Genomic DNA, 22,180 nt, shown 5'->3' on the forward strand with positions numbered 1-22,180 from the left:
GTGTTTACCGCTCGGGTATTGACGATCTTCGTCGCTTCCCCCGGAGATCTTAAGGCTGACCGCGCAGAGATCCCTAAGATTGTTCTCGATTGGAATCAGCAACACGGCGAGCGTTTGAGTGTTCTCTTCTTGACGAGAATGTGGGAGTTTGATCTACCGCATGGCGGTCATGATCCTCGGGGTGGTCAAAATCTCATCGATTCGACTTTGCTCCTGTCGTCCGACGCTTGCATCGCTTTGTTTTGGACGACCCTGGGAAATGGAATCACCAACGGAATGCCGTCGAGCGCGCACGAACTCAGTTTGGTGCGCAACAGCGGTCGTCCGACCTACGTTTGGCTAAAGCAGTCCAAGGTGTCGGTTAATGCTGATGTGAGCAAGCGTCAAGAGCTCGTCGAATACGTCAAGGACATGCAGGCCACGGGCTACATAACTGGAACATTTACAAAACGGTCCGACCTTTCATCGTTACTTCACCGAGTCCTCTTCGACTTGGCTAAAGACCTGCCTGTTCCAGCTGCTTCAGATCCTGAACAGAAAGGTCAGAGTCTTTCTGGCTCCTACTTCAAAGCTTCGATCTCCCGAAGCCGAAGAGTTGGTTACTTCTCCCTGGAGAATCTGAGCGCAGACTATTTGGATCTGGAGCGGGTGTCGCTCAGTTCCGCTGCGGGGCCAAGCCCATCACTTGCAAACGTTTCCGTACCAGGAGGCATTGCTCCCGCGGGTGTCTGGCGTGAAATGATCCATTTCCCAGCCCCAGTGACAGACGTGACCGTGAAAATAGTGTTCCAACACCCGGCATTCGGGCGGCTAGAGGAAAAACTAGAAATCGAAATACGAGATACTTAGACGCCTTTCTGTTCTTTGGACGGGTCCGGTCGAAATTGATTCATATGTCTGCCTCGATTGTGTCGAACGGGCTATTTTGTCACAAATGTGCGTCGGTATTGGAAGTGAATCAATTAGTACCAATCTTTAACTGCGTTGCGGGAAGCTTGTCTACGAACGGGCACCGACTCACGGCCTCAGGGTGGTGCTCGAAGCCGAATACCCGACGCGATCTGGAACACATTCCACGCAGGCAAAACTAGTTCCCAATTCCGAAGCACGAGTTCTCTCGAGGCGTTTCGGTTTTTGCAACTACCGAAGGACTAGCGTCGGTCAGCGCAGTGGTGGCGAATGGCATTTGCATGTCCATTCGCAAGATGAATGTCAACTACTCGTGCTCCCAGTGAAGGTGAGTTGCTCATATCGACTGGAAGCACGCTCGACTGTCTCGCGAAGCCGATGCTTATTAGGGGCCGATTTGGCATCGTCATGCGCTGGAGCATTTGATTGACGGCCCCAGTAGTCATCGAGAACGCATACATGCCATTCGACGCCGTCTGACCACAGATCTTCTTCGTCCTCGTCGGAGCCGCCATCTGCACAACACAGACAGCGAACACCCGCGACGAAGGACCAGTACCCAGCGCGACGGCCTCTTGGGTTGGACGACTTACGCCGTTCATTATCCTTACTGTGGTCGTGACCTGGTTTGTGATCTCGCCTATAACTTCGTTGCCGGTCTCGTGACACTCGGCTTCGCGGCCGGAATCACATCGCCGATTGCTGCCACGCCGCCCCATGGCTTGGAAACCTTGAGCTGACTCGAGCGGCACATGTAGGGGGCAAGCACTGTCGATATGACGTGCCTTACCCCCTGGTATCGCTCCACTCACGAATCCCCGTGGCGATCTCGTCGTGGTGCGCGTGATGCAGGTAGTGCTCCCCATCGATCGGCACCACCGTCCCATCCGACACCGCAGCCGCTTGCTCCTCATGCAGCCCGAGCCAGCCCGGGTTGCTCTCATTGTTCGCGACGACGAACAGCAACAGTGGTAGCCCCTTCGGGAATCCCGTACCCAGAGCATCCGCGAAGTTCGTGCGGATGTGCGCCATCTCGTCGAGATAGGTCGGGCTCAGCGAGTTGCGGTTGCTCAGCATCGCGAGCTGCTCCCTGTCGTGGTCGGAGTATGCAGCGTCGCCGTAGTCGTCCCCGCTGACGGCGGCCACGAGGCGCACCAGGCCGAGGTTCTTCGCCACGGCGAGGAGGCCTGTCGGGAACTCCGCATCCATGCCCGGCTGGCCGGGAACACTCGAGTCGATGCCGACGAACGCCGTGACCTCGTCGGGATAGCGGTTCGCATACTCGATGCCATAGATGCCGGCGATGGAGTGACCCATGAGCGTGTAGCGCTCGAGGCCCAGAGCGGTCACCGCGTCGTGGATCTCCGTGACGATGTTCGCGGTCGTGCGCTCGGCATCCGTGCCATCACTGAGGCCGTAGCCGAAGGGCTCGACCACGGTCACGCGGTGGTCGACGGCGAGCTCCGCCACGAGGGGCGCGAAGTCGAGCGCGGGGGAGGCCGTGCCGAATCCGGGGAGCAGCACGATGTCGGGGCCCTCGCCGGTCACCACGACGTTCATCTGCTTTCCATCGACGGTGACCGGAGTGCCGTACGGCTCGATCCGGTCGCTTTCAACCGACGACGCAACGGCGTGCACGACCGTGGTCGTCGCCAGTCCGAGCGCCAGGACCGCACCGACGGCGGTTACGGCCAGAAGGGCTCTTCGAGCAAATGTCTTCATGTGTTCCTCTCGCGGGGACACAGGAATTCGCCCCCCATCCCATGGTCCTGGCCACGGGAGTCGAGCGCGTCAGCCCAGAGGGGTCACTCTTCCGCTGCGGCTACCGCGGACGCAGTACGCGCGCCGAAGGGGCGGTCGCGTCCGTCGAGCGCATCGATGTAGCGCAGCACGATTCCCTCACGCAGTGCCCACGGCGAGATCGTCATCGTCTGCACGTCGAAGACCTTCATGGCCGTGCGCAGCACAACCGCGCCGGCGAGGATCTGATATCCGCGCTCGGGAGTGATGCCGGGCAGGTGCTCGCGCGCGGCGCCTGTCATCGCGCGCAGGGACGGCTCCCACTCGCGCAGGCCCGCGTAGTGCAGCTGGGCCAGATCGCCGGTCACCGGATCCGGCGGACCGCCGACCAGCCTGGCGAGCGATCGAATCGTCTTGGAGGTGCCGACCACTCGCTTGGGGCGAGGCCGGTCTGCGAACAACTCATTTCGCAGCTGAGTCAGCTCGGCGCGGGCGTGAGCGCGCAACCGCGAGATATCGGCGCGCTGAGGCGGGTCCTCCGCGAGGAACCCGACCGTCGTGCGTCCGGCGCCGAGGGGAAGAGAAGCCTGCACGTCGGGGTATTCGTCGGCGCCCTGGGCGATCTCGAACGATCCGCCGCCGATGTCGAAGAGCAGGATCTCGCCCGCCGACCAGCCGAGCCAGCGCCGCACGGCGAGCATCGTGATGCGCGCCTCGTCCTCGCCGGAGAGCACGTGCAGCTCGACCCCGGTCTCCCGCGCGATCCGAGCCAGCACCTCCTCGCCGTTTGTCGCCTCGCGGATCGCGCTGGTGGCCGTGGAGATGAGGTCGTCGACCCCGATATCGCGGGCGGTCTCGGCCGACTCCTTCACCGCCGCGACGATGCGCAGCACGCCCTCGTCGACGATCGCACCATCGGCATCCAGATAGCGCATGAGCCGCAGCGTGGAGCGCTGGGAGTGATAGGGCACGGGGCTCGCCCCGGGATGGGCGTCCACAACCAGGAGATGGACGGTGTTGGACCCTACATCGATGACTCCGAGGCGCATGACCCGGAGTCTATTGCCCGCGCACGCGTCATACAGGCACGACCCGGTGCCCGACAGTGTTGACTGGCATGCATGAGGAAGTCATGAACACGCGACCCGACGAGGCGCTGCGCGGCGCCCTGAACTCGGCGGACGCCTCGATACGGCTGCAGGCGGCGCTCTCGGCCGGTACCTATCCGCGCGACGAGTACGTCGACGCCCTCGTCGAACGCTGTGCTGTCGAAGCCGATTTCTTCGTGCGCGACATGCTCACCTGGGCTTTGACGCGGCATCCGGCCGACCTCACCGTGCCACGCCTGATCGCCGAGACGACATCTGCCGTGCCACAGGCGCGCAGCCAGGCCTTCCACAGCCTGTCGAAGGTGGGCGACCCGCGCGGGTGGGCTGCCGTCACCGAGACGGCGATACAGGATGCCGACGAGTCGGTCGCGCGGGCGGCCTGGCGGGCCGGGGTCATTCTCGTGCCGGTCGGCCAGGAGGGGGAGGTGGCGACGGTGTTGAGCACGCAGCTCGGCCGCGGCGATCGCGACGTGCAGCTGAGTCTCGCCCGGGCGCTCGCGGAGCTCGGCGATCACGCCGTTCCGGCGCTCCGAGCGGCACGGATCCATCCGAGTGAGGTCGTCAGGGCGCACGCGCTCGCGATCGAGAGGCTGATCGAGGACCCCGACGACTACTTCGACGAGGCGATCTTCGAAGCCATGAGGGTGGTCACGCGACCGGATGAGCCCGAGAAATCGGCTGATTCGACGCATGCGCCCCACGTCGAAGACGCAGAATAGGACGCATGTCACGGTCCACGATCCTGAGGCAGTTCGCTGCCGGTGTCTTTCTCGTCAACGCGGTGCCGCACGGCGTCGCCGGGGTGCAGGGACGGCGCTTCCCGTCGCCGTTCGCGCGTCCACCGGGCCGCGGGCTCTCGTCGCCGACGGTGAACGTGGTGTGGAGCGCACTGAACGCCGCGGCCGGATCGGCGCTTCTTCGTCGTGACCGCACGGCCGGCGAGAATGCGGCCGTCGGAGCGGGAGCCGCGGTCATGGCGATCTTCCTGTCTCTCTACTTCGAGAAGAGCGACAGGGACTGAGAATAGCCCGCCGGGAATCCCTCGAACACGGAGCCATCTGTCAGCTTGCCGATATATCGTTGACTATCGTTCGCGAGTTCATTTGGAGGACATCATGGGCAACTCATTCCCCTCAGGCGGGTTCAACCTCGGCAACCTCGGCAACGCCGACGGCATGTGGCAGGCCATGGAGCAGCTGCGCGCCACCTTCGAGAAGAAGGCCGGAGCGGGCACCCGCATGGGCAAGGGTGACGTGCGCGCGGCCGTGCTCTCGCTGCTCGCCGAACAGCCCATGCACGGCTACCAGATCATTCGCGAGATCGAGGAGCGCTCGGGCGGCAGCTGGAAGCCCAGCGCCGGCAGCGTCTACCCGACCCTGCAGCTGCTCGCCGACGAGGGGCTCGTGAGCGCCGAGGAGTCGAATGGGCGCAAGACCTATGCCCTCACTGACGCAGGCCGACAGGTCGTCGACACAGACGGCACCTCGACCCCCTGGGCGTCGACCGACACGAAGGAAGACGGCCCCAGCTTCGGCGCCCTGCCGAAGTCCGGCGTCGAGCTCGCTCAGGCCGCCGCCCAGGTAGGTCGCACCGGCACGCCGGAGCAGGTGCAGCAGGCCGTCGCCGTGCTCGACGACGCCCGTCGTCGCCTGTACTCGATCCTCGCGCAGGACTGACGGGAGTGACGTCGGTCAGTCCGGCCCGGGCAGACCTCGCGGCCGGCGCCGGCAACACGCGTGCGCGGTACCGCCGCATCCTGCGTTTCTCGGCCTGGCACCTGGCCGTGACCTGGTGGTTCGAGCTGTTCCTGCCCCGCATCGGCCTGCTGAGGGTCGCGGAGCGCACACGGGCCAGGCGCATGCAGCGCTTCGCGCGCAGCTTCCATGTGCTCGCCGTCGACCTCGGCGGGCTCATGATCAAGGTGGGCCAGTTCATGTCGTCGCGCCTCGACGTGCTTCCGCCTGAGATCACGAAGGAACTCGAGGGCCTGCAAGACGAGGTTCCCGCGGTTCCGTTCGCGGCCATCCGGGCGCTCGCGGAGGCCGAGCTGGGCGTGTCGCTTGAGACGGCGTTCGCGCGAGTCGACGAGACGCCCGTCGCCGCGGCATCCCTCGGCCAGGCCCACCGGGCCGTTCTCGCACCGACGGCCGCCGTCGACACCGGCCTCACGGGGGTCGTGCTCAAGGTACAGCGACCCGGAATCGACGAGATCGTCGACGTCGACCTGGCGGCGCTGCGCAAGGTCGGCGGGTGGCTGAGCCACGTGCGCCTCGTCTCCGACCGCGTCGACATGCCCACCCTCGTCGAGGAGTTCGCGGCCACGAGCCTCGAGGAGATCGACTACCTGCACGAGGCGGCGAGCTCCGAGCGGTTCGCCGAGGACTTCGCCGGCGACGACCGGGTGGCCGTGCCGTCGATCGTCTGGGAGCGCACGACCCGCAGGGTGCTGACGCTCGAAGACGTCACCGCGATCAAGATCACCGATGCCGCCGCGCTCCGGGCCGCCGGCATCGATCCCGCCGAGGTCGCGCCGGTCTTCGCCGCTGTGATGTTCGACCAGCTGTTCACGAACGGCTTCTTCCACGCCGACCCGCACCCCGGCAACATCTTTGTCACCCCCACGGGCGGTGGGCCGGATGCGTCGGGCAAGACGACCTGGAAGCTCACCTTCATCGACTTCGGCATGATGGGCGAGGTTCCCGGCAACACGCGCAGCGGGCTGCGAAAGCTGCTGATCGCCGCTGCCTCGCGCGACGGCAAAGGCCTGGTGGATGCGATCCGCGACGTGGGCGTGCTGCTGCCGTCTGCAGACACCACCGAACTCGAACGCGCCATGACGCAGCTCTTCGCCCGCTTCGGCGGCATGGGGTTCGCCGAGCTGCGCGAGGTCGACCCCCGGGAATTCCGCGACTTCGCCGACCAGTTCGGACACGTCGTCAGGTCGCTGCCGTTCCAGCTGCCCGAGAACTTCCTGCTCATCATCCGCGCCATGTCACTGACCTCCGGGGTGTGCAGCGCGCTCGATCCCTCGTTCAACCTCTGGGACTCAGTCGAGCCGTACGCTGCCCAGCTCATTCGCGACGAACGCGGCAACGTGGTGGGCGACCTGGGGCGCCAGGCGCTCGACAACGCCGCCCTCGTCTGGAGGCTCCCCAAGCGCATCGACGGTCTCGTCGCCCGCATCGAGGACGGCTCCGTCGCTGTTGCCAACCCGGGGCTCGAACGTCGGGTCATCAGACTCGAGCACGCGGCTCGCAGGCTCGTATCGGCGTTGCTCTTCGGAGCACTACTGATCGCGGGAGCCCTCGTGCGCGCCGACGACACGGTGTTCGGCACCGTGCTCATGGCCGTGTCGGCGATACCGCTGCTGCACGCCGTCTTCTCGGGGCGGCGACAGGGTTGATGCGCGCCGCCGAAGCATCCGTGGTTTTCTTAGCGGTATGACTCAGAGCACTTCACGGGTTCGGCCGGGCTTCGTCACCGTCGCCGTGGCGGTGATGTATCTGGGCGGGGTCGCCCAGATCGCCCTCGGCATCCTGACTCTCTTCATCCGGTACATCCCCGACGCGCCGACCGGCGACATCGGCCTGCTCGTGTCGCTCTTCGGCGCGGGCATGATCCTGTTCGGACTCTTCGTGATTGCGCTCGCGTCGGGTGTTGCCCGGGGCAGCCACGCGTCTCGGGTGTCGGCGACCGTCGTGCTGCTTCTCACGCTCGTTCTTGCGCTCGTCGATCTGGTCGTCGCGGGCGACGGCGACTGGTCTGGCGTCGCGGTGCAGCTTGTGTCGTCGACTGCCGTCATCCTGCCGCTGTGGACGGGCGCCGGGCGTCGCTACTTCGCCCCGCGCTGACTCACAGCCGGCTCCGCGTCGCGGCGAGCGATCCTGCGGTGGGCGAAGCGCACGATCTCGATCAGGGCGATCGATACCAGCGATGCTCCGAGCACGAGCAGCGCCGTCGGCAGTGTGAGGTCGACGAGCTGCAGGAATTCCCGCATGATCGGCACCGTGTATACCAGCACGAGGCCGACCATCATGGCGCCGATCACGACGCCCTTGAACCGGGTCACCGGGCGTGACAGCACCACGAGGATCCAGAGTCCGATGATCGTGAGGATCAGTGTCGAACCGGTGCGAATCTCGGCTTCGGGGATCTGCTGGCCCGCTGCGAGCCGCGCGTAGGCGGCAATGCCGAGCGTCGCGGCGACACCGGCCGGAATGGCGAAGGTGAGCGAACGGCGCAGAAAGCCGGGCACGTAGCGCTGCGCGTTCGGCAGCAGGGCGAGGAAGAACGCCGGGATGCCGATGGTGAGACCGTCGGTCACAGACAGCTGTCGAGGCAGGAACGGGAACGGCAGCAACAGGATGCCGAAGGTGATCGCGAGGAAGGTGGCGTAGGCGGTCTTGGTGAGGAACAGCATCGATACGCGCTCGATGTTCGCGATCACCTGGCGACCCTCTGCGACGACGCTCGGCAGGTGCGAAAAACGCCCATCGAGCAGCACGAGCCGGGCGACCGCCTTCGTGGCCGCGGCTCCCGAATTCATCGCGATCCCGATGTCGGCCTCCTTGATCGCGAGCGCGTCGTTCACGCCGTCACCGGTCATGGCGACCGTGTGGCCGGCTGCCTTGAGTCGCACCACGATGCGCTTCTTCTGATCTGGCGTGACCCGGCCGAACACGATGTGCTCGTTCAACACCTCGAGAAGCTCGTCATCGTCGTCAGGCAACTGCCGCGCATCGAAACCGCGGGGCGCGTCGAGACCGACCTCGCGGGCGATGGCCGCGACGGTCTGGGGATTATCGCCCGAGATGATGCGCACGCCCACGCCCTGGGCCGCGAAGTAGCGGAGCGTTTCGGCGGCATCCGGACGGATGTTCTCGCGGAACGTCAGGAGCGCGACCGGCACCGCGTCGGCGGGGACTGTCTCGTCGATGGGCGGCGACCCGTGAGCGAGAACGAGGGTTCGGCGACCGGTGGCCGCGAGCTCGGCCGCCATCGTTGCAAGACCCTCTCGATCGGCGCCGGGGGAGTCGTGGCCAGGGAAGACCATCTCGGGTCCGCCCAGAATCCACATGCCGTCGTCGAAGGTCGCGGCACTCCACTTGCGGGCGGAGGAGAAGGGAACCCGATCGATAACGGCCTTGCGTGGAGAGTCCGTGAAACGCGAGGAGAGGCTGCGCGCCGTCGCGTTCGCGTCGTTCTGCACCCCGTACCAGGCGAGCACACTCTCCCAGCCTGCGACCGCCGTGAGCACGTGTGCCGCGTCGAACACGATGTCGCCCTGGGTCAGGGTTCCGGTCTTGTCGAGACAGATCATGTCGACCCGGGCGAGGCCCTCGACCGCGGGAAGCTCCTGCACGAGAATCTGCTGCCTCGCGAGCTTGACCGCTCCGACGGCGAACGTGATGCTCGTCATCAGAACGAGGCCCAGGGGCACCATGGCGACGACGGATGCGATGGTCGCCGTCGCCGCGATGCGCCACCCGCCGCTCGCGGCCGCGTCGACCCAGCCGCCCTGCGTGATCATCTGCGCATTCAGCACCAGGAGCGCCACCGGACCGACGATCCAGGCCACCCACTTCAGCACTCGGTTGATCGAGGAGCGCAACTCGCTCGCCACGAGGGAGAACCGCTTGGCCTCCGCCGAGAGCGAGTTCGCGAACGAATCCGCGCCCACCCGGTCGACGACCGCGGTGCCCTCGCCCCCGACGACGACCGAGCCCGACAGCACGCGATCTCCGGGAATCTTCTCCACGGCATCCGATTCGCCGGTGAGCATCGACTCGTCGACCTGCAGGCCGCTCGAGGCGTCGACGATCCCGTCGGCGGCGACCTGGTCGCCCGCGCGCAGCACGAGCGTGTCGTCGACGACGACGAGGGCGATGTCGATCTCTACTTGGGAGCCCTCTCGCAGAACCCGGGCGTGCGGCGCGTTCAGAACCGCCAGCCGGTCGAGAGCGCGCTTGGCCCGATACTCCTGAACGCTGCCGATCACCGCATTGGCCACCGCGCTGAAGCCGAACAGCGCGTCTTGCCACCGCCCTATCGCGAGGAGTACCAGGAAGCAGACGAGAATGATGCCGTTGAACAGTGTGAGCACGTTCGTTCGTACGATGCTCCAGACGCTGCGACTCGTGTCTTGCACGAACGAGTTGGTCTTGCCGTCGGCAACGCGCTCTGCCACCTCGATCGAACTCAGACCCGACCCCGTCACGTGCGCCCCCTCGACCTCGGCTCACTGTAGCAACCGAGTTCCGGGCGCTGCTGGGGCTGCTCGTCGAGAAGGCTCAGATCGCGTGGATCTTCACCTCTCCGTCGACATCGACAGAGGGGGCGCGGTCGTGGCGCGGGCGACGAGCCGTGTCGGCAGCAGCACATGCGTCGACGCCAGGGTCTCGCCATCCATCAGGCTGGTGAGCATGCGGGCGGCCGCCTGACCGATGCTCTGCATAGGCTGACGAACGGTCGTGAGGGGCAGAGCGAGACGGGATGCCTCGGGCACGTCGTCGAAGCCGACGACCGACAGATCGCGCGGAACCTCGAGACCCAGCGACTGAGCGACCTCGATGATCGCGATCGCAGAGAGGTCGTTCGCCGCAAAGACCGCCGTGGGGCGGTCGCGCTGCATAAGCAGTTCCTGCGCCGCGCGGCGCGCGGTGTCGGCCTCGTAGAAACCAACGCGAACGAGCCCGGGATCGAAGGCAATGGATGCCGCGACGAGGGCCTCGCGGTATCCGGCGTCACGGAGGCGCGACGACTTGAGGTCGGGCCGGCCCGATACGAAACCGATGCGTCGGTGGCCCAGCCCGACCAGGTAGGCGGTCGCCTCGAACGCACCGCTCCGGCTGTCGGCTTCGACGGTCGGGAGATCTGCGCGGCCCGTGTGCGGGTCGACCGCGACGATCGGAACATCGGCGGCGACGTTGACGACCGTCGGGGTCACGATGATGGCTCCGTCGATCAGGGTGCCGCTCAGGCGACTGAGAGAGCGCCGCTCCCAGCCCTCGCCCTCGCCGCGCCGCGATCCACTGTAGGCGAGCAGGTCGTACCGCGAATCGCGCAGGCCCACCGCGACGCCCTTCAACACCTCGGCGCTGAACGGCTCGAAGTCGGCCACGAGCACCCCGATGACGCCCGTCCGTCGTGAGCGCATGCTGCTCGCGACGAGGCTCGACTCGTATCCGAGCGCTGCCACCGCCTCGAGAACACGATCTGTGGTGACTGCCGATACGCCGTATCTGCCGTTGACCGCTTTCGACACGGTGGCTACCGAAACGCCCGCCGCCGCAGCGACGTCGTGGATTGTCGCCCTCGCCATCATGGGCCGAGCATAGTGCTGATTCCGGGCGTGCGAAAATGATTTCGAAAACGTTTGACGACCTTTGTGCGGTCACGCACACTGATCACGCCCGATCAGACAGCGTTGCCTCGGATCCTGATACATCCAGGTCCTCGGTGGGAGGGCACACCGCACCACCCGTGCACCAGCAAAGCGTCCGCACAGCCGCGGGCGTCCCTCAATGAAGAGAGCAGGTTCGAATCACAATGAGACTCACCAAATTCGTCGCTGGCTCGGCCGCGATTCTTCTGAGCGCACTCGCGCTCAGCGGATGCAGTGCCGGATCGAGCGACTCGTCCGACGGAAAAGTCACGCTGACGATGTGGCAGAACTCCACGACCGGCGACGGAAAGAAATACTGGGACGACACGGCGGCCGCGTTCGAGAAAGCGAACCCCAACGTCACTGTCAAAATCCAGTCGATCCAGAACGAGGAGATGGACGGCAAGCTGCAGACCGCCCTCAACTCTGGCGATGCTCCTGACGTCTTTATGGCTCGCGGTGGTGGCAAGCTCGCGGATGTCGTGAAGGCCGGCCAGGCGATGGACCTCACATCAGGGCTCAGCGACGCAACGAAGAAGGCCGTCGGAAACAGTCTGTCGGCATTCGAGATCGACGGTAAGAACTATGGAGTGCCCACGGCGGTGCTCCCTTCCGGATTCTTCTATTCGTCTGATCTGTTCACCCAGGCAGGCGTCGCGTCGCCTCCGAAGACGATCAGCGACCTCGAGGCGGCGGACGAGAAGCTCAAAGCAGCGGGTATCGACCCCATCGCTGTGGGGGCTAAGGACGCGTGGCCTGCGGCCCACTGGTACTACAACTTCGCGTTGCGTGCCTGCTCGCAAGATGTGCTCAACGAGGCAGCCAAGAGTCGCAACTTCGACGATGACTGCTGGCTGAAGGCCGGTGAGAACCTGCAGTCGTTCATCAAGACGGAGCCGTTCAATGATGGATTCCTCACCACCTCCGCGCAGCAGGGCGCGGGCTCATCTGCCGGCCTCATCGCGAATAAGCAGGCCAGCATGGAGCTGATGGGTGCGTGGGATCCAGGCGTCATCGCATCTCTCACCCCCGATGAGAAGCCCCTGGCCGATCTCAAGTGGTTCCCGTTCCCCGAGGTGCCGGGCGGCAAGGGCGAGACCGGCGCCATGATGGGCGGTGTCGACGGTTTCACCTGTTGGGTCAACGCTCCGAAGGAGTGCGTCGACTTCCTTAACTTCATGGTCGAAAAGAGCAACCAGGAGGCGTACGCCACGGCGTTCCAGACCCTGCCCGCATCGACCGAGGCGCAGTCCTCCGTCTCCGACCCCGCGCTGAAGGACATCCTGGCTACCTACAACAACGCTCCCTATGTGAGCGTGTGGCTAGACACGCTGTATGGACAGAGTGTCGGTAACGCGCTCAACGTGGCCGTCGTCGACATGTTCGCTGGCAAGGGTGATGCTCAGAGCATCGTCGACGCTGTGAACGCTGCCGCAGCGAAGTCCTAGGAGAAGCAAGAATGGCTGTCCTGCGCGACGAAATGCACACGAAAGAAGCTGCGCGGGGCAGCCGGAGTCCAGCCGGGGGAGGCGCTCAGGCGCTGCCCCCGGCGGGCGCACCCCCACGGGCGCGTTCCCGCTGGCCCAAGCGAGCAGAGCTCCTTCTGCTCATCGGGCCCGCCCTCGTGGTGTTCGTAGCCTTCGTCATCTTGCCGGTGGCGCTGGCCGCCTACTACGGATTCTTCAGTTGGTCGGGTTACGGACCGGCCACCGACTTCGTGGGACTGCGCAACTACATCACGATCCTCACCGACCCGGCCTTCCTGGAGGCGCTCAGTCACAACGCGTTCATCGTTGTGATGTCGCTCGTGCTGCAAGGGCCACTCGCGCTTGGAATCGCGCTTCTGCTCAACCGCAGGCTTCGCTTCCAATCGCTGATCCGGGTACTCATCTTCGTTCCCTACGTCATCTCCGAGGTCGTCGTCGGTCTCGGCTGGAGCCTGATGCTCCAGTCCAACGGCGCGCTTAATGGCCTCCTCGAGAAGGTGGGCCTCGGCGGCCTCGCCACCGACTGGCTGAGCGACCCCAGCGCAGCGATTTGGACGCTGCTGGTCATCATCACGTGGAAGTACGTCGGATTCGCTGTCATTCTGTTCCTCGCTGGCCTTCAGGGGATACCTGACGAGATCACTGAAGCCGCACGAATCGATGGGGCCAGCTACTGGCAGGTTCAGCGCTACATCGTTCTGCCGCTCATGGGGCCGACCGTCCGCATCTGGGCGTTCCTCTCGATCATCGGCTCGCTGCAACTGTTCGACCTGGTCTGGATCGTCTGGGGGCAGTACGTGGCCGGCACCGCCGGCACCTCGACGATGGCGACCTACATGGTGGCCAACGGTCGTAGTTCCGGCAGTTACGGCTACGGCAATGCCGTGGCGGTCGTCATCTTTCTCATCTCACTCGTCGTCGCGCTGCTCTACCAGCGCTTCATCCTGCGCCGCGATTCAGCGGTCACTACTACCGGAGGCGCACACTGATGGCTATCGCCGCACCCGTCGCATCCCGACCCCGCCGAAGCCGGCGCGTATCGGAACAGACCAGGCGTTCGAGCCTGATCTCCTACTTCGTGGCCCTCGTCCTGATCGGATTGATGCTGGCGCCCGTGGCCTACATCATTCTCGGCGGCTTCCGCTCCAACTCGGAGATCACGGTCGATCCATCAGGATTCCCGCAAGCCTGGGCGTGGTCGAACTTCGGCAGCGTCCTCGCCAGCAGTTCCTTCTGGACCCAGGTGCTCAACTCGACGATCACCGCTGTGTGCACGACGGCATTCGTCGTCGCGCTCGGTCTCATGGCTGCTTACGGTCTGTCGCGCTATGCGTTCCGGGGCAGAGGTATCGTCTACGGGCTCTTCACCGCTGGCCTTATGTTTCCGCTCACGGTCGCCATCACGCCGCTGTACGTTCTGGTGCGCGACCTCGGCCTGATGAACTCCCTCGCGGGCGTGATCGTTCCTCAGATCGCCTTCGCGTTGCCGTTGACGATCATCGTTTTGGTACCGTTCCTCGCCGCTATCCCGAACGAGCTGCAGGAGGCGGCCGCGATCGACGGGCTGGGCCGGCTCGGTTTCTTCTTCCGCATGGTGCTGAGACTGTCACTGCCCGGTGTTATCACCGTCGGAATCCTCGCATTCATCGGAAGCTGGAATGCCTACCTCCTGCCGCTGTTCATTCTGAATGGCGAGGCGTCGTTCACCTTGCCGCTCGGAACGCAGGCGTTCGCGTCGCAATACGCGGTCGACACGGCCAAGGTGCTCGCTTTCACCTCGTTGTCGATGATTCCCGCACTCATCTTCTTCAGTCTCTTCGAGCGCCGCATCGTCGGCGGTCTCACCGGAGCGGTCAAGGGCTGACGGCATGAGTATCGAACACGTGGAGACCGCTGCGGCGACTCCCGGAGCAACGAATCGTGTGCGTGAGCTGCTGTCGCAGATGACCCTCGAAGAGAAACTCGCGCAGTTGGTGGGGTTCTGGGTCGACCAGGGCGACGAGGTCGTCGCGCCGATGGCGGGCGAGATGGCGTCGTCGACGAGATACGAGGATGCCACGGTGCACGGACTCGGGCATCTCACGCGGGTCTACGGCACACGTCCGGTCGACCCCGTCGAACGGGCCTCCTGGCTGTGGTCGGAACAACGCCGGCTGCAGACGGATACCCGCCTCGGCATCCCGGCTCTTGTGCACGAGGAATGCCTGACCGGCCTCGCTGCGTGGAAGGCCGCGACCTTCCCGACGCCGCTGGCCTGGGGCGCGGCCTTCGATCCGCAGCTCGTCGAACGTATGGGCAACGCGATCGGCCGCTCCATGCGTGAGCTCGGTGTGCACCAGGGCCTCGCCCCGGTGCTCGACGTCATCCGCGACCCCCGATGGGGCCGCGTCGACGAGTGCATCGCCGAAGACCCCTACGTCGTCGGCACCATCGGCACCGCCTACGTGCGGGGCCTGCAGGATGCCGGGGTGCACGCGACCCTGAAGCACTTCGTCGGCTACTCCGCGTCTCAGGCCGGACGCAACCACGCGCCGGTCCATATCGGACGGCGAGAACTCGAGGACGTGCTGCTGCCTCCGTTCGAGATGGCGGTGCGCTCCGGCGCGGTCCGCAGCGTGATGAACTCCTACGCCGAGATCGACGGCGTGCCGGTCGCGGCGACCCCCGACTACCTGACGAGCATTCTGCACGATCGTTGGGGCTTCGACGGCGTCGTCGTCTCGGACTACTTCTCCGTCGCCTTCCTCGAGACGATGCACGCCGTCGCCGAGAATCGAGGGCACGCAGCCCATCTCGCCCTCGAGGCAGGAATCGACGTCGAGCTGCCGAGCGGCGATGCATACCTCGCACCTCTCGCCGAGCGTGTCCGAGACGGCCGAACCCCGGAACTGCTCGTCGATCGCGCAGTTCTTCGCGTGCTGGCGCAGAAAGAGCAACTCGGTCTGCTCGACGCGACCTTCGACTCGCCCCCCGCATCCATCGATCTTGACGACGCCGAGCACCGTGCTATCGCGCGCGAACTGGCCGAGAAGTCTGTTGTGCTGCTGTCGAACGACGGCACGCTGCCCCTCGCCTCACCGGCGAGGATCGCCCTGATCGGCCCGAACGCCGACAGTGCCGAGGCTCTGATGGGTTGCTATTCGTTCGCCAACCACGTGCTTGCGCACCACCCCGGCGTTCCGTTCGGATTCGACATTCCAACGATCGCTGAAGAGCTGCGCGTGCGGCATCGGGATGCGCGGATCACCTTTCACGAGGGATGCGCTGTCGAAGGCGACGACCGCTCGGGCATAGACGCCGCAGTGGAATCTGCCCGAGCGAGCGACATCGCAGTGGTGGTCGTGGGGGATCGCGCCGGACTCTTCGGCCGAGGAACTGTCGGTGAAGGCAACGATACGGACTCGCTCGAGCTGCCGGGGATCCAGAGAGAACTCGTCGAGGCGGTCATCGCCACGGGAACGCCCGTCATCGTGGTGGTGCTCTCGGGTCGTCCCTACGCGATCGGCTGGATGCTCGACGGAGAGGGCGCCGCCGCTGCGGTAGTCCAGTCGTTCTTTCCGGGGGAGGAGGGCGGCGCGGCGCTCGTCGCGATCCTCTCCGGTGACACTGACCCGTCGGGCCACCTGCCGGTTTCGCTTCCACGCTCCGCCGGAGCGCAACCATACAGCTACCTGCATCCGCTCCTCGGTGGGCCGAACGAGGTGACCAGTTCGGACAGCACGCCTGTGCGCTCCTTCGGCTTCGGGATGGGATACACGACGTTCGATCGAACAGACTTGCAGGTCGAGGAGAGTGCGCCGACCGATGGCGTCATCCGGGCGAGCGTGTTCGTGCGCAATACCGGGCGGCGTGCGGGGAGCGATCTGGTGCAGCTCTACGGGCACGATGTCGTCGCGAGCGTGACCCGTCCCGTCGCGCAGCTGCTCGGCTACGCGCGAATCGACCTCGAACCCGGTGAACGGGCCCAGGTGGTGTTCGATGTTCCCTCCGCACGGCTGGGGTTCACCAACCGTGACTTCGTTCGAGTCGTCGAGTCCGGCGACATCGAACTCTGGGTGGGAGGATCGTGCGCCGACAAGCAGACCACAGCTTCCGTGCGGCTGACGGGGGAGGACTATCTCTTCGGGGCGGATGCGCCGGCCGTGACGGCGGTGACGATCACCCGCGATCGGTCGTGAGATGACGGTTCGACCGACCGCTCCGTAGGACATCTTGGTAAAGTTAGGGTAGCCTAAGCTTAGCCATGACCCGGCGCGATCGGAGAAGAAGACACGATGAAACGAGCATCGACCGCTTATTTGTTGACCTGCGCAGTGCTGGGCGTGGCGGGAGGACTGCTTCTCGCGCCGGCCAATTGGCTGTCGACGGCGCTCTATGCCTCCGTGCCGTTCTTCTCGGTGGCTATCGCCGGCCTATGGCTGCTGCCGGCGATCATCGCCCTCCGGCTGATCCAGCGTCCGGGTGCAGGTCTGCTGGTGGGCGTCATCTCAGGTCTGGTGCTTGCTCCGTTCTCGGGCTACGGCTTCTCGACGGTCGCGACGAATGTCTGGTGGGCCTTCTTCGCAGAGATCGGATTCCTCATCGTCGGCTATCGGTTCTGGACGATCTGGCAGCACTACGCGGGCGCGGTGGTCGTCGGCGTGGCGTACCCGATCCTTGCTCGCCAGTCGTTCGATCTCGACTCCTACCCGGTCGGCATCCAGATTGCCTTCTTCGCGCTGACTTTCGCCAGCTGCGTTGCCGCCACGGCAATCGGAATCGGAATCGCTGCGGCGCTGCGGCGCGCGGGCGTCGGTGCCGCTGCTCGCCGTCGGCCCCGATCGGTGGCGTCGCAGACCGCCCAGTGATCGCAGGGTGGCCGCGCTTCGCCGATGGCGTGCAGATCACCGTATCGTTGCCTCGATCCTTGCGCCGCGCCAGGCTCTGAATTCGTCGGCGATCTGCGCCGAATGAGCGTGATGCAGATAGTGTTCTCCGTCGATCGGGATCACCGTTCCGTCTGTCGCCTCGGAGGCCTGTCGCTCGTGCAGCCCGAGCCAGTCCGGATTCTTCGAGTTGTTGGACTGGACGAACAGCAGCAGGGGGAGATCCTGAGGGAAGCCCGTGCTCGCGGCCGCCGCGAAATTGGTGCGGATGTGCGTCATCTCATCGAGGTAGGTGGGGTTGAGGGAGCTTCTATTGCTCAGCATTCCTATCTGTTCGCGCGCGTGTTCTGAGTACTCGCCACCGCCGTAGCCGTCGTCGCTCAGTGCGGCCACGAGTCGCAGCAGTCCCAGATTCTTCGCCGCAGTCATGAGGCCGATCGGGAATTCCGCGTCCATGCCGGGCTGCCCGGGCGCGCTCGAGTCGATGCCGACGAAAGCGGTGACCTCGTCTGGGTATCTCGTGGCGAAGTCGATGCCATAGATGCCGGCGATGGAGTGACCCATGAGGACGTACCGGTGAGCGCCGAGTTCGGTGAGTGCGCCGTGAATCTCCGTAACGATGTTCTCGGTGGTTCGTTCGCTTTCGGTTCCGTCGCTGAGTCCGTAGCCGAAGGGTTCGATGACGATGACCCGATGGTCGTGTGAGAGGTTCGAAACGAGCGGCTCGAAGTCGAGAACAGGGGATGCGGTTCCAAATCCCGGCAGGAGGACGATGGTCTCCGGTCCGTCGCCCGCGATCAGCACGTTCATCGAGCGCCCGTCGACGGTGACGGACTGGCCGTAGGCCTCGATTCTGTCGGCCTCGGCCTCGGTGGCTACGGTGTGAACCACCGTCGTTGTGGCTAATCCGAGCGATGCGGCGGCGATGACCGCCGCAAGTGCCAGGAGTGATCGCTTCGCGATGCTCTTCATATGTCCCTCTCCGGATGCGCGGTGCGCGTCCTCCACAATGGTTGCGTGAGGAGGGTTCAGGCGCGTCCACCCGATGGAGGACCTTCGTCGTCGCCCCTACCGCGAGTGCGGTACGAGGGCGGAACGCATGATCGGTACGGCTACCAATTGCGCCGTGTATTGATCGGGACAGCGTCGCCAGGTCGATCACGAATCGGCGTCCGAGGTGCTGTTTCTGTGGCGAGTCCTGATTTCTTTGAGCAGCTTTTCGTGCTGCACGCATGCCGCGCACGGGCAATCCAACCACTCGTGTGGGCCGGGGAAGGATGCGGCCCGCGGGAGGTGTTCCAGACCGACGTAGTCGCGGAAGCTGTAGCGTGGGACCGTCGAGAAGGCGCCAGCACGTAGTACCGCGAGTAACGCGGTTCCTCGTTCAGCGTTCGCGCGATGTCGTCGACGTGCTCAGCGCTCGATGAGCCCATGCGGTCGACGACCCGCGTGGTCGACCAGTACCGCAGCTGCGCGTCCATTGTGAGGACCCAGAGTGGGTTCTCGTCGACGTCTTCCGTATCTTTCTTGCGTCTGTTCGCTACTCCGTTGATGAGCAGCTCGACGATGTCGTAGCCCGCTTCGATGATCATGCTCGACGGTAGAACGGCGGCGACAGTGCCGGCGCCGTTCTACCGATAATGTGCAGAGGCCGGTCGCACTCCAGCATGTGGAGGACGACCGGCGCAGCGCGTCGATCAGGCCAGCGTTGCCACATCGATCACGAAGCGGTAGCGCACATCAGACGCCAGCACGCGCTCGTACGCCTCGTTGATGTAGTCGGCCGCGACGAGTTCCGTCTCGGGCGCGATGCCGTGCTCGGCGCAGAAGTCGAGCATCTCCTGGGTCTCGCGGATGCTGCCGATACCCGACCCCGCGAACGAGCGGCGATTGCCGAACAGGCTGAAGACCTGCACCGGAAGCGGCTCGGGCGGTGCGCCGACGCTCACGAGAGTGCCGTCGAGTCGGAGGAGCGACAGGTATGCGTTGATGTCGATCTTCGCGCTCACCGAATTGACGATGAGGTCGAACGTGTTCTTGAGTGTGCCGAACGTCGCCGGGTCGCTCGTGGCGTAGTAGTGATCGGCACCAAGACGCAGGCCGTCCTCCTGCTTGCTCAGAGACTGCGAAAGCACGGTGACCTCGGCGCCCATCGCGTGCGCGATCTTCACGGCCATGTGTCCGAGTCCGCCCATGCCGACGACGGCCACTCGCGATCCGGGCCCCACCTTCCAGTGGGCCAGGGGCGAGTATGTGGTGATGCCGGCGCACAGCAGTGGAGCCGCCTTCTCGAACGGGATGGCTTCGGGTACGCGGAGTACGAAGTCCTCAACGACCACGATGTGGGTCGAATAACCGCCCTGGGTGATGGTGCCGTCGCGGTCGACAGCGGCGTACGTGCCCGTGTTTCCGTTGAGGCAGTACTGCTCCTCGCCGGCGAGGCAGTTCTCGCACTCGCGGCAGGAGTTGACCATGCAGCCGACGCCCACACGGTCGCCTACCTTGTGCAGGGTGACCTCGGTACCGACCTCGGTGACTGTTCCGACGATCTCGTGGCCGACCACCTGCGGGTAGGCGATGTCACCCCATTCGCCGCGGACGGTGTGGATGTCGGAGTGGCAGATACCGGAGTAGGCGATCTCGATCAGGACGTCTTTTGCGCCGACATCTCGGCGCTCGATGGTGGTTCGGGACAGGGGTTCGGTGGCTGAGGTCGCGGCGAACGCGTTCACTGTAGGCATAGAGCGATTATCGCGCGTGATTCCCGTGTGGTGGCCGGGTGCGCGGACTGTGCTAGAGGCCTGCCTGTTCACGCTTCGAAGCGCGCCAGCCAGGTCGTGAGGAGTGATTCGAGCTGGTCGACCTGATCGCGCGTGAGGCCGTCGAGCAGTTCGCGCTCGTTATTCATGTGCTCGGTGAACACTTCGTCGATCAGGCGTCGACCTGTCTCGGTGAGCCCCACGACGCGCGAACGCCCGTCTCTCTCGCTCACGCGGCGTGCCACGAGCCCGGCGCGTTCGAGTCTGTCGACCCTCTTGGTGATGGCACCCGTGGTCACCATGGTGTGCGCGGCCAGTTCCCCCGGTACGCGTTCGAAGGGGCAGCCCGCTCGACGCAGGGCAGCGAGTACATCGAACTCACCCTCTCCCAGGCCGTGGCGCGCGTACACCTCCACGATCGAGTCGGTCAGATGCATGCCAACGCGATGCAGCCTGCCGATCACGCCCTGGGGTCGCACATCGACATCCGGCCTCTCGCGCTCCCACTCCTGTTGGATCCGAGCGACGCGGTCGAATTCACTGGATGACGGATCTTCTCGCATGTGGCCATAATACCTTCCCAGGAAGATATATTGGTTTCCATGGAAGCTATATCGACCTCGCGCATCTCCGACCGACCCGGCGTCTGGGCGCTGGTCACCGCGGTGGCGCCGATCGCCTGGGGCACGACCTACTTCGTGACCCGGGAGTACCTGCCGGAGGGATATCCGCTGTACGGCGCGCTCACCAGGGCGCTCCCGGCAGGCCTCCTGCTGCTGGCGATCGTGCGCCGCCGCCCGCACGGATCGTGGTGGTGGAAGGCGATCGTTCTCGGCACGCTCAACATGGGCGCCTTCTTCGTGCTGGTCTACCTGGCCGCGCAGCTGCTGCCCACCAGCGTCGCGTCGACCGTCATGGCCGCTGCGCCCGTGGTGATGATGCTGTTCGCCTGGGTTCTTCTCGGCGCGACGCCGCGCATGGCGCAGGTGATCGCGGCGGCCATCGGCATCCTGGGTGTCGCCCTGCTGCTTCTGGCCGGAACGCGAGCCGTCGACCCGGGCGGAGTGGCCGCATCCGTCGCGGCTCTCGCGATGTCCTCTCTCGGCTACGTGCTCGCCCAGAGATGGAGCGCCGGCATCGACGCCGTCTCGCTGACCGCGTGGCAGCTCGTCGCCGCCGGCCTGATCCTGGCGCCGGTCGCCGTAGCCGTCGAGGGCGCGCCGCCGGCGATGGATGTCACGACCTGGCTCGCGTACGGATACATCAGCATCGTGGGAACGGCCGTGGCCTTCGTGGCGTGGTTCACGGGGCTGCGCAACCTCGGCGCGGGAACGGTCGGACTGATCGGCCTGCTTAACCCGGTCACGGGTGTGCTGCTCGGGACCCTCGTCGCCGGCGAGCTTCTGGCCCCGCGGCAACTGCTCGGCGTGCTCATCGTGCTCGCTGCCGTGGTGCTCGGCCAACCCGGAATCTCTCGTGTACTCGTGCGCCTGCGTGCTTGGATGAGGGCATGACAGAAATCATCCCCGCCGACTACGCGGCGTTGCTCGAGAACCCCAACTACGGACACCTGGGAACGATCCGCCCCGACGACACGGTTCAGGTGAATCCGATGTGGTTCCTGCGCGACGGCGACACCCTGCGCTTCACACACACGACGAAGAGGGCCAAGTTCAGGAACCTCCAGCACAATTCGTCGATGAGTCTCTCGGTGATCGACCCGGAGAATCCGTTCCGCTACCTCGAGGTGCGGGGACGGCTCATCGCCGTCGAACCGGACCCCACCGGGGCGTTCTACGTCGTGCTCGGCAAACGTTACGGCAACGCAGAACAAACGCCGCCGCCCGACTCCGCGGATCGCGTCGTTCTCGTGATGAGCATCGAGAAGAGCACGAAGCAGTAGCAGGTCGGACGGAGTCGTTCAGCG

The 22,180-nt window shown here is 65.1% G+C and carries 20 protein-coding genes; 13 read left to right on the forward strand and 7 right to left on the reverse strand.

Annotation, left to right across the window (positions count from 1 at the left end):
• Positions 1–18: 18 nt before the first annotated feature.
• A complete protein-coding gene (locus TZ00_RS19810) occupies positions 19–849 on the forward strand; it encodes a hypothetical protein (RefSeq protein ID WP_152631242.1) in 831 nt (276 codons plus the stop codon).
• An 846-nt stretch (positions 850–1,695) separates the two neighbouring features.
• On the opposite strand, the gene TZ00_RS15690 is transcribed toward TZ00_RS19810, so the two are convergent.
• Positions 1,696–2,631, reverse strand: a complete 936-nt coding sequence (locus TZ00_RS15690) for an alpha/beta fold hydrolase (RefSeq protein ID WP_044443147.1) — start codon at positions 2,629–2,631, stop codon at positions 1,696–1,698.
• An 83-nt stretch (positions 2,632–2,714) separates the two neighbouring features.
• Positions 2,715–3,698, reverse strand: coding sequence for a Ppx/GppA phosphatase family protein (locus TZ00_RS15695; protein WP_044443148.1), 984 nt, complete (start codon positions 3,696–3,698; stop codon positions 2,715–2,717).
• Between the two features lie 83 nt (positions 3,699–3,781).
• On the opposite strand from TZ00_RS15695, the gene TZ00_RS15700 reads away from it, so the two are divergent.
• From TZ00_RS15700 to TZ00_RS15720, 5 genes are all read left to right on the forward strand, one after another.
• The gene (locus TZ00_RS15700) at positions 3,782–4,477 is read left to right on the forward strand and encodes a HEAT repeat domain-containing protein (RefSeq protein ID WP_044443149.1); all 696 of its coding nucleotides are present in this window, start codon (positions 3,782–3,784) and stop codon (positions 4,475–4,477) included.
• A 5-nt stretch (positions 4,478–4,482) separates the two neighbouring features.
• Entirely contained in the window at positions 4,483–4,779 is a 297-nt protein-coding gene (locus TZ00_RS15705) for a hypothetical protein (RefSeq protein WP_044443150.1), read from the forward strand.
• A 94-nt stretch (positions 4,780–4,873) separates the two neighbouring features.
• On the forward strand, positions 4,874–5,434 hold the full coding sequence (locus TZ00_RS15710) for a PadR family transcriptional regulator (protein ID WP_044443151.1): 561 nt from the start codon (positions 4,874–4,876) through the stop codon (positions 5,432–5,434).
• Between the two features lie 5 nt (positions 5,435–5,439).
• Positions 5,440–7,161, forward strand: coding sequence for an ABC1 kinase family protein (locus tag TZ00_RS15715; protein ID WP_044443152.1), 1,722 nt, complete (start codon positions 5,440–5,442; stop codon positions 7,159–7,161).
• Between the two features lie 37 nt (positions 7,162–7,198).
• The gene (locus tag TZ00_RS15720; protein ID WP_044443153.1) at positions 7,199–7,609 is read left to right on the forward strand and encodes a hypothetical protein; all 411 of its coding nucleotides are present in this window, start codon (positions 7,199–7,201) and stop codon (positions 7,607–7,609) included.
• Here TZ00_RS15720 and TZ00_RS15725 read toward each other — a convergent pair.
• Positions 7,591–9,975, reverse strand: a complete 2,385-nt coding sequence (locus TZ00_RS15725; protein ID WP_044443154.1) for an HAD-IC family P-type ATPase — start codon at positions 9,973–9,975, stop codon at positions 7,591–7,593. The two genes, TZ00_RS15720 and TZ00_RS15725, sit on opposite strands and share 19 nt — an antisense overlap.
• A 90-nt stretch (positions 9,976–10,065) precedes the next feature.
• Positions 10,066–11,082 carry a LacI family DNA-binding transcriptional regulator gene (locus TZ00_RS15730; RefSeq protein WP_044443155.1) on the reverse strand — a complete coding sequence of 339 codons (1,017 nt, stop codon included), beginning with the start codon at positions 11,080–11,082 and terminating at the stop codon, positions 10,066–10,068.
• A 224-nt stretch (positions 11,083–11,306) separates the two neighbouring features.
• Here TZ00_RS15730 and TZ00_RS15735 point away from each other — a divergent pair, with 224 nt between their 5' ends.
• From TZ00_RS15735 to TZ00_RS15755, 5 genes are all read left to right on the forward strand, one after another.
• Positions 11,307–12,590, forward strand: a complete 1,284-nt coding sequence (locus tag TZ00_RS15735) for an extracellular solute-binding protein (RefSeq protein WP_044443156.1) — start codon at positions 11,307–11,309, stop codon at positions 12,588–12,590.
• A gap of 11 nt (positions 12,591–12,601) precedes the next feature.
• Positions 12,602–13,618, forward strand: coding sequence for a carbohydrate ABC transporter permease (locus TZ00_RS15740; protein WP_139368744.1), 1,017 nt, complete (start codon positions 12,602–12,604; stop codon positions 13,616–13,618).
• On the forward strand, positions 13,618–14,493 hold the full coding sequence (locus TZ00_RS15745) for a carbohydrate ABC transporter permease (RefSeq protein ID WP_044443157.1): 876 nt from the start codon (positions 13,618–13,620) through the stop codon (positions 14,491–14,493). Before TZ00_RS15740 ends, TZ00_RS15745 begins: the two co-directional genes overlap by 1 nt.
• Positions 14,494–14,497: 4 nt before the next feature.
• The gene (locus tag TZ00_RS15750; RefSeq protein ID WP_044443158.1) at positions 14,498–16,807 is read left to right on the forward strand and encodes a beta-xylosidase/alpha-l-arabinosidase; all 2,310 of its coding nucleotides are present in this window, start codon (positions 14,498–14,500) and stop codon (positions 16,805–16,807) included.
• Positions 16,808–16,903: 96 nt separating this feature from the next.
• The gene (locus TZ00_RS15755) at positions 16,904–17,476 is read left to right on the forward strand and encodes an ECF transporter S component (protein ID WP_044443159.1); all 573 of its coding nucleotides are present in this window, start codon (positions 16,904–16,906) and stop codon (positions 17,474–17,476) included.
• 36 nt (positions 17,477–17,512) lie between these two features.
• Here the strand turns inward: TZ00_RS15755 and TZ00_RS15760 are convergent, their stop codons facing one another.
• From TZ00_RS15760 to TZ00_RS15775, 3 genes are all read right to left on the reverse strand, one after another.
• Entirely contained in the window at positions 17,513–18,466 is a 954-nt protein-coding gene (locus TZ00_RS15760; protein WP_044443160.1) for an alpha/beta hydrolase, read from the reverse strand.
• 725 nt (positions 18,467–19,191) lie between these two features.
• On the reverse strand, positions 19,192–20,235 hold the full coding sequence (locus TZ00_RS15770; protein WP_044443162.1) for an NAD(P)-dependent alcohol dehydrogenase: 1,044 nt from the start codon (positions 20,233–20,235) through the stop codon (positions 19,192–19,194).
• A 68-nt stretch (positions 20,236–20,303) separates the two neighbouring features.
• Positions 20,304–20,816, reverse strand: coding sequence for a MarR family winged helix-turn-helix transcriptional regulator (locus tag TZ00_RS15775; RefSeq protein ID WP_044443163.1), 513 nt, complete (start codon positions 20,814–20,816; stop codon positions 20,304–20,306).
• A 39-nt stretch (positions 20,817–20,855) separates the two neighbouring features.
• Here TZ00_RS15775 and TZ00_RS15780 point away from each other — a divergent pair, with 39 nt between their 5' ends.
• Together TZ00_RS15780 and TZ00_RS15785 are read left to right on the forward strand one after the other, a co-directional pair.
• Entirely contained in the window at positions 20,856–21,767 is a 912-nt protein-coding gene (locus TZ00_RS15780) for a DMT family transporter (RefSeq protein ID WP_044443164.1), read from the forward strand.
• The gene (locus TZ00_RS15785) at positions 21,764–22,156 is read left to right on the forward strand and encodes a PPOX class F420-dependent oxidoreductase (protein ID WP_044443166.1); all 393 of its coding nucleotides are present in this window, start codon (positions 21,764–21,766) and stop codon (positions 22,154–22,156) included. Before TZ00_RS15780 ends, TZ00_RS15785 begins: the two co-directional genes overlap by 4 nt.
• The last annotated feature ends 24 nt before the right edge of the window (positions 22,157–22,180 follow it).

This window comes from Agreia bicolorata, from assembly GCF_000938265.1.
Lineage (GTDB): Bacteria > Actinomycetota > Actinomycetes > Actinomycetales > Microbacteriaceae > Agreia > Agreia bicolorata.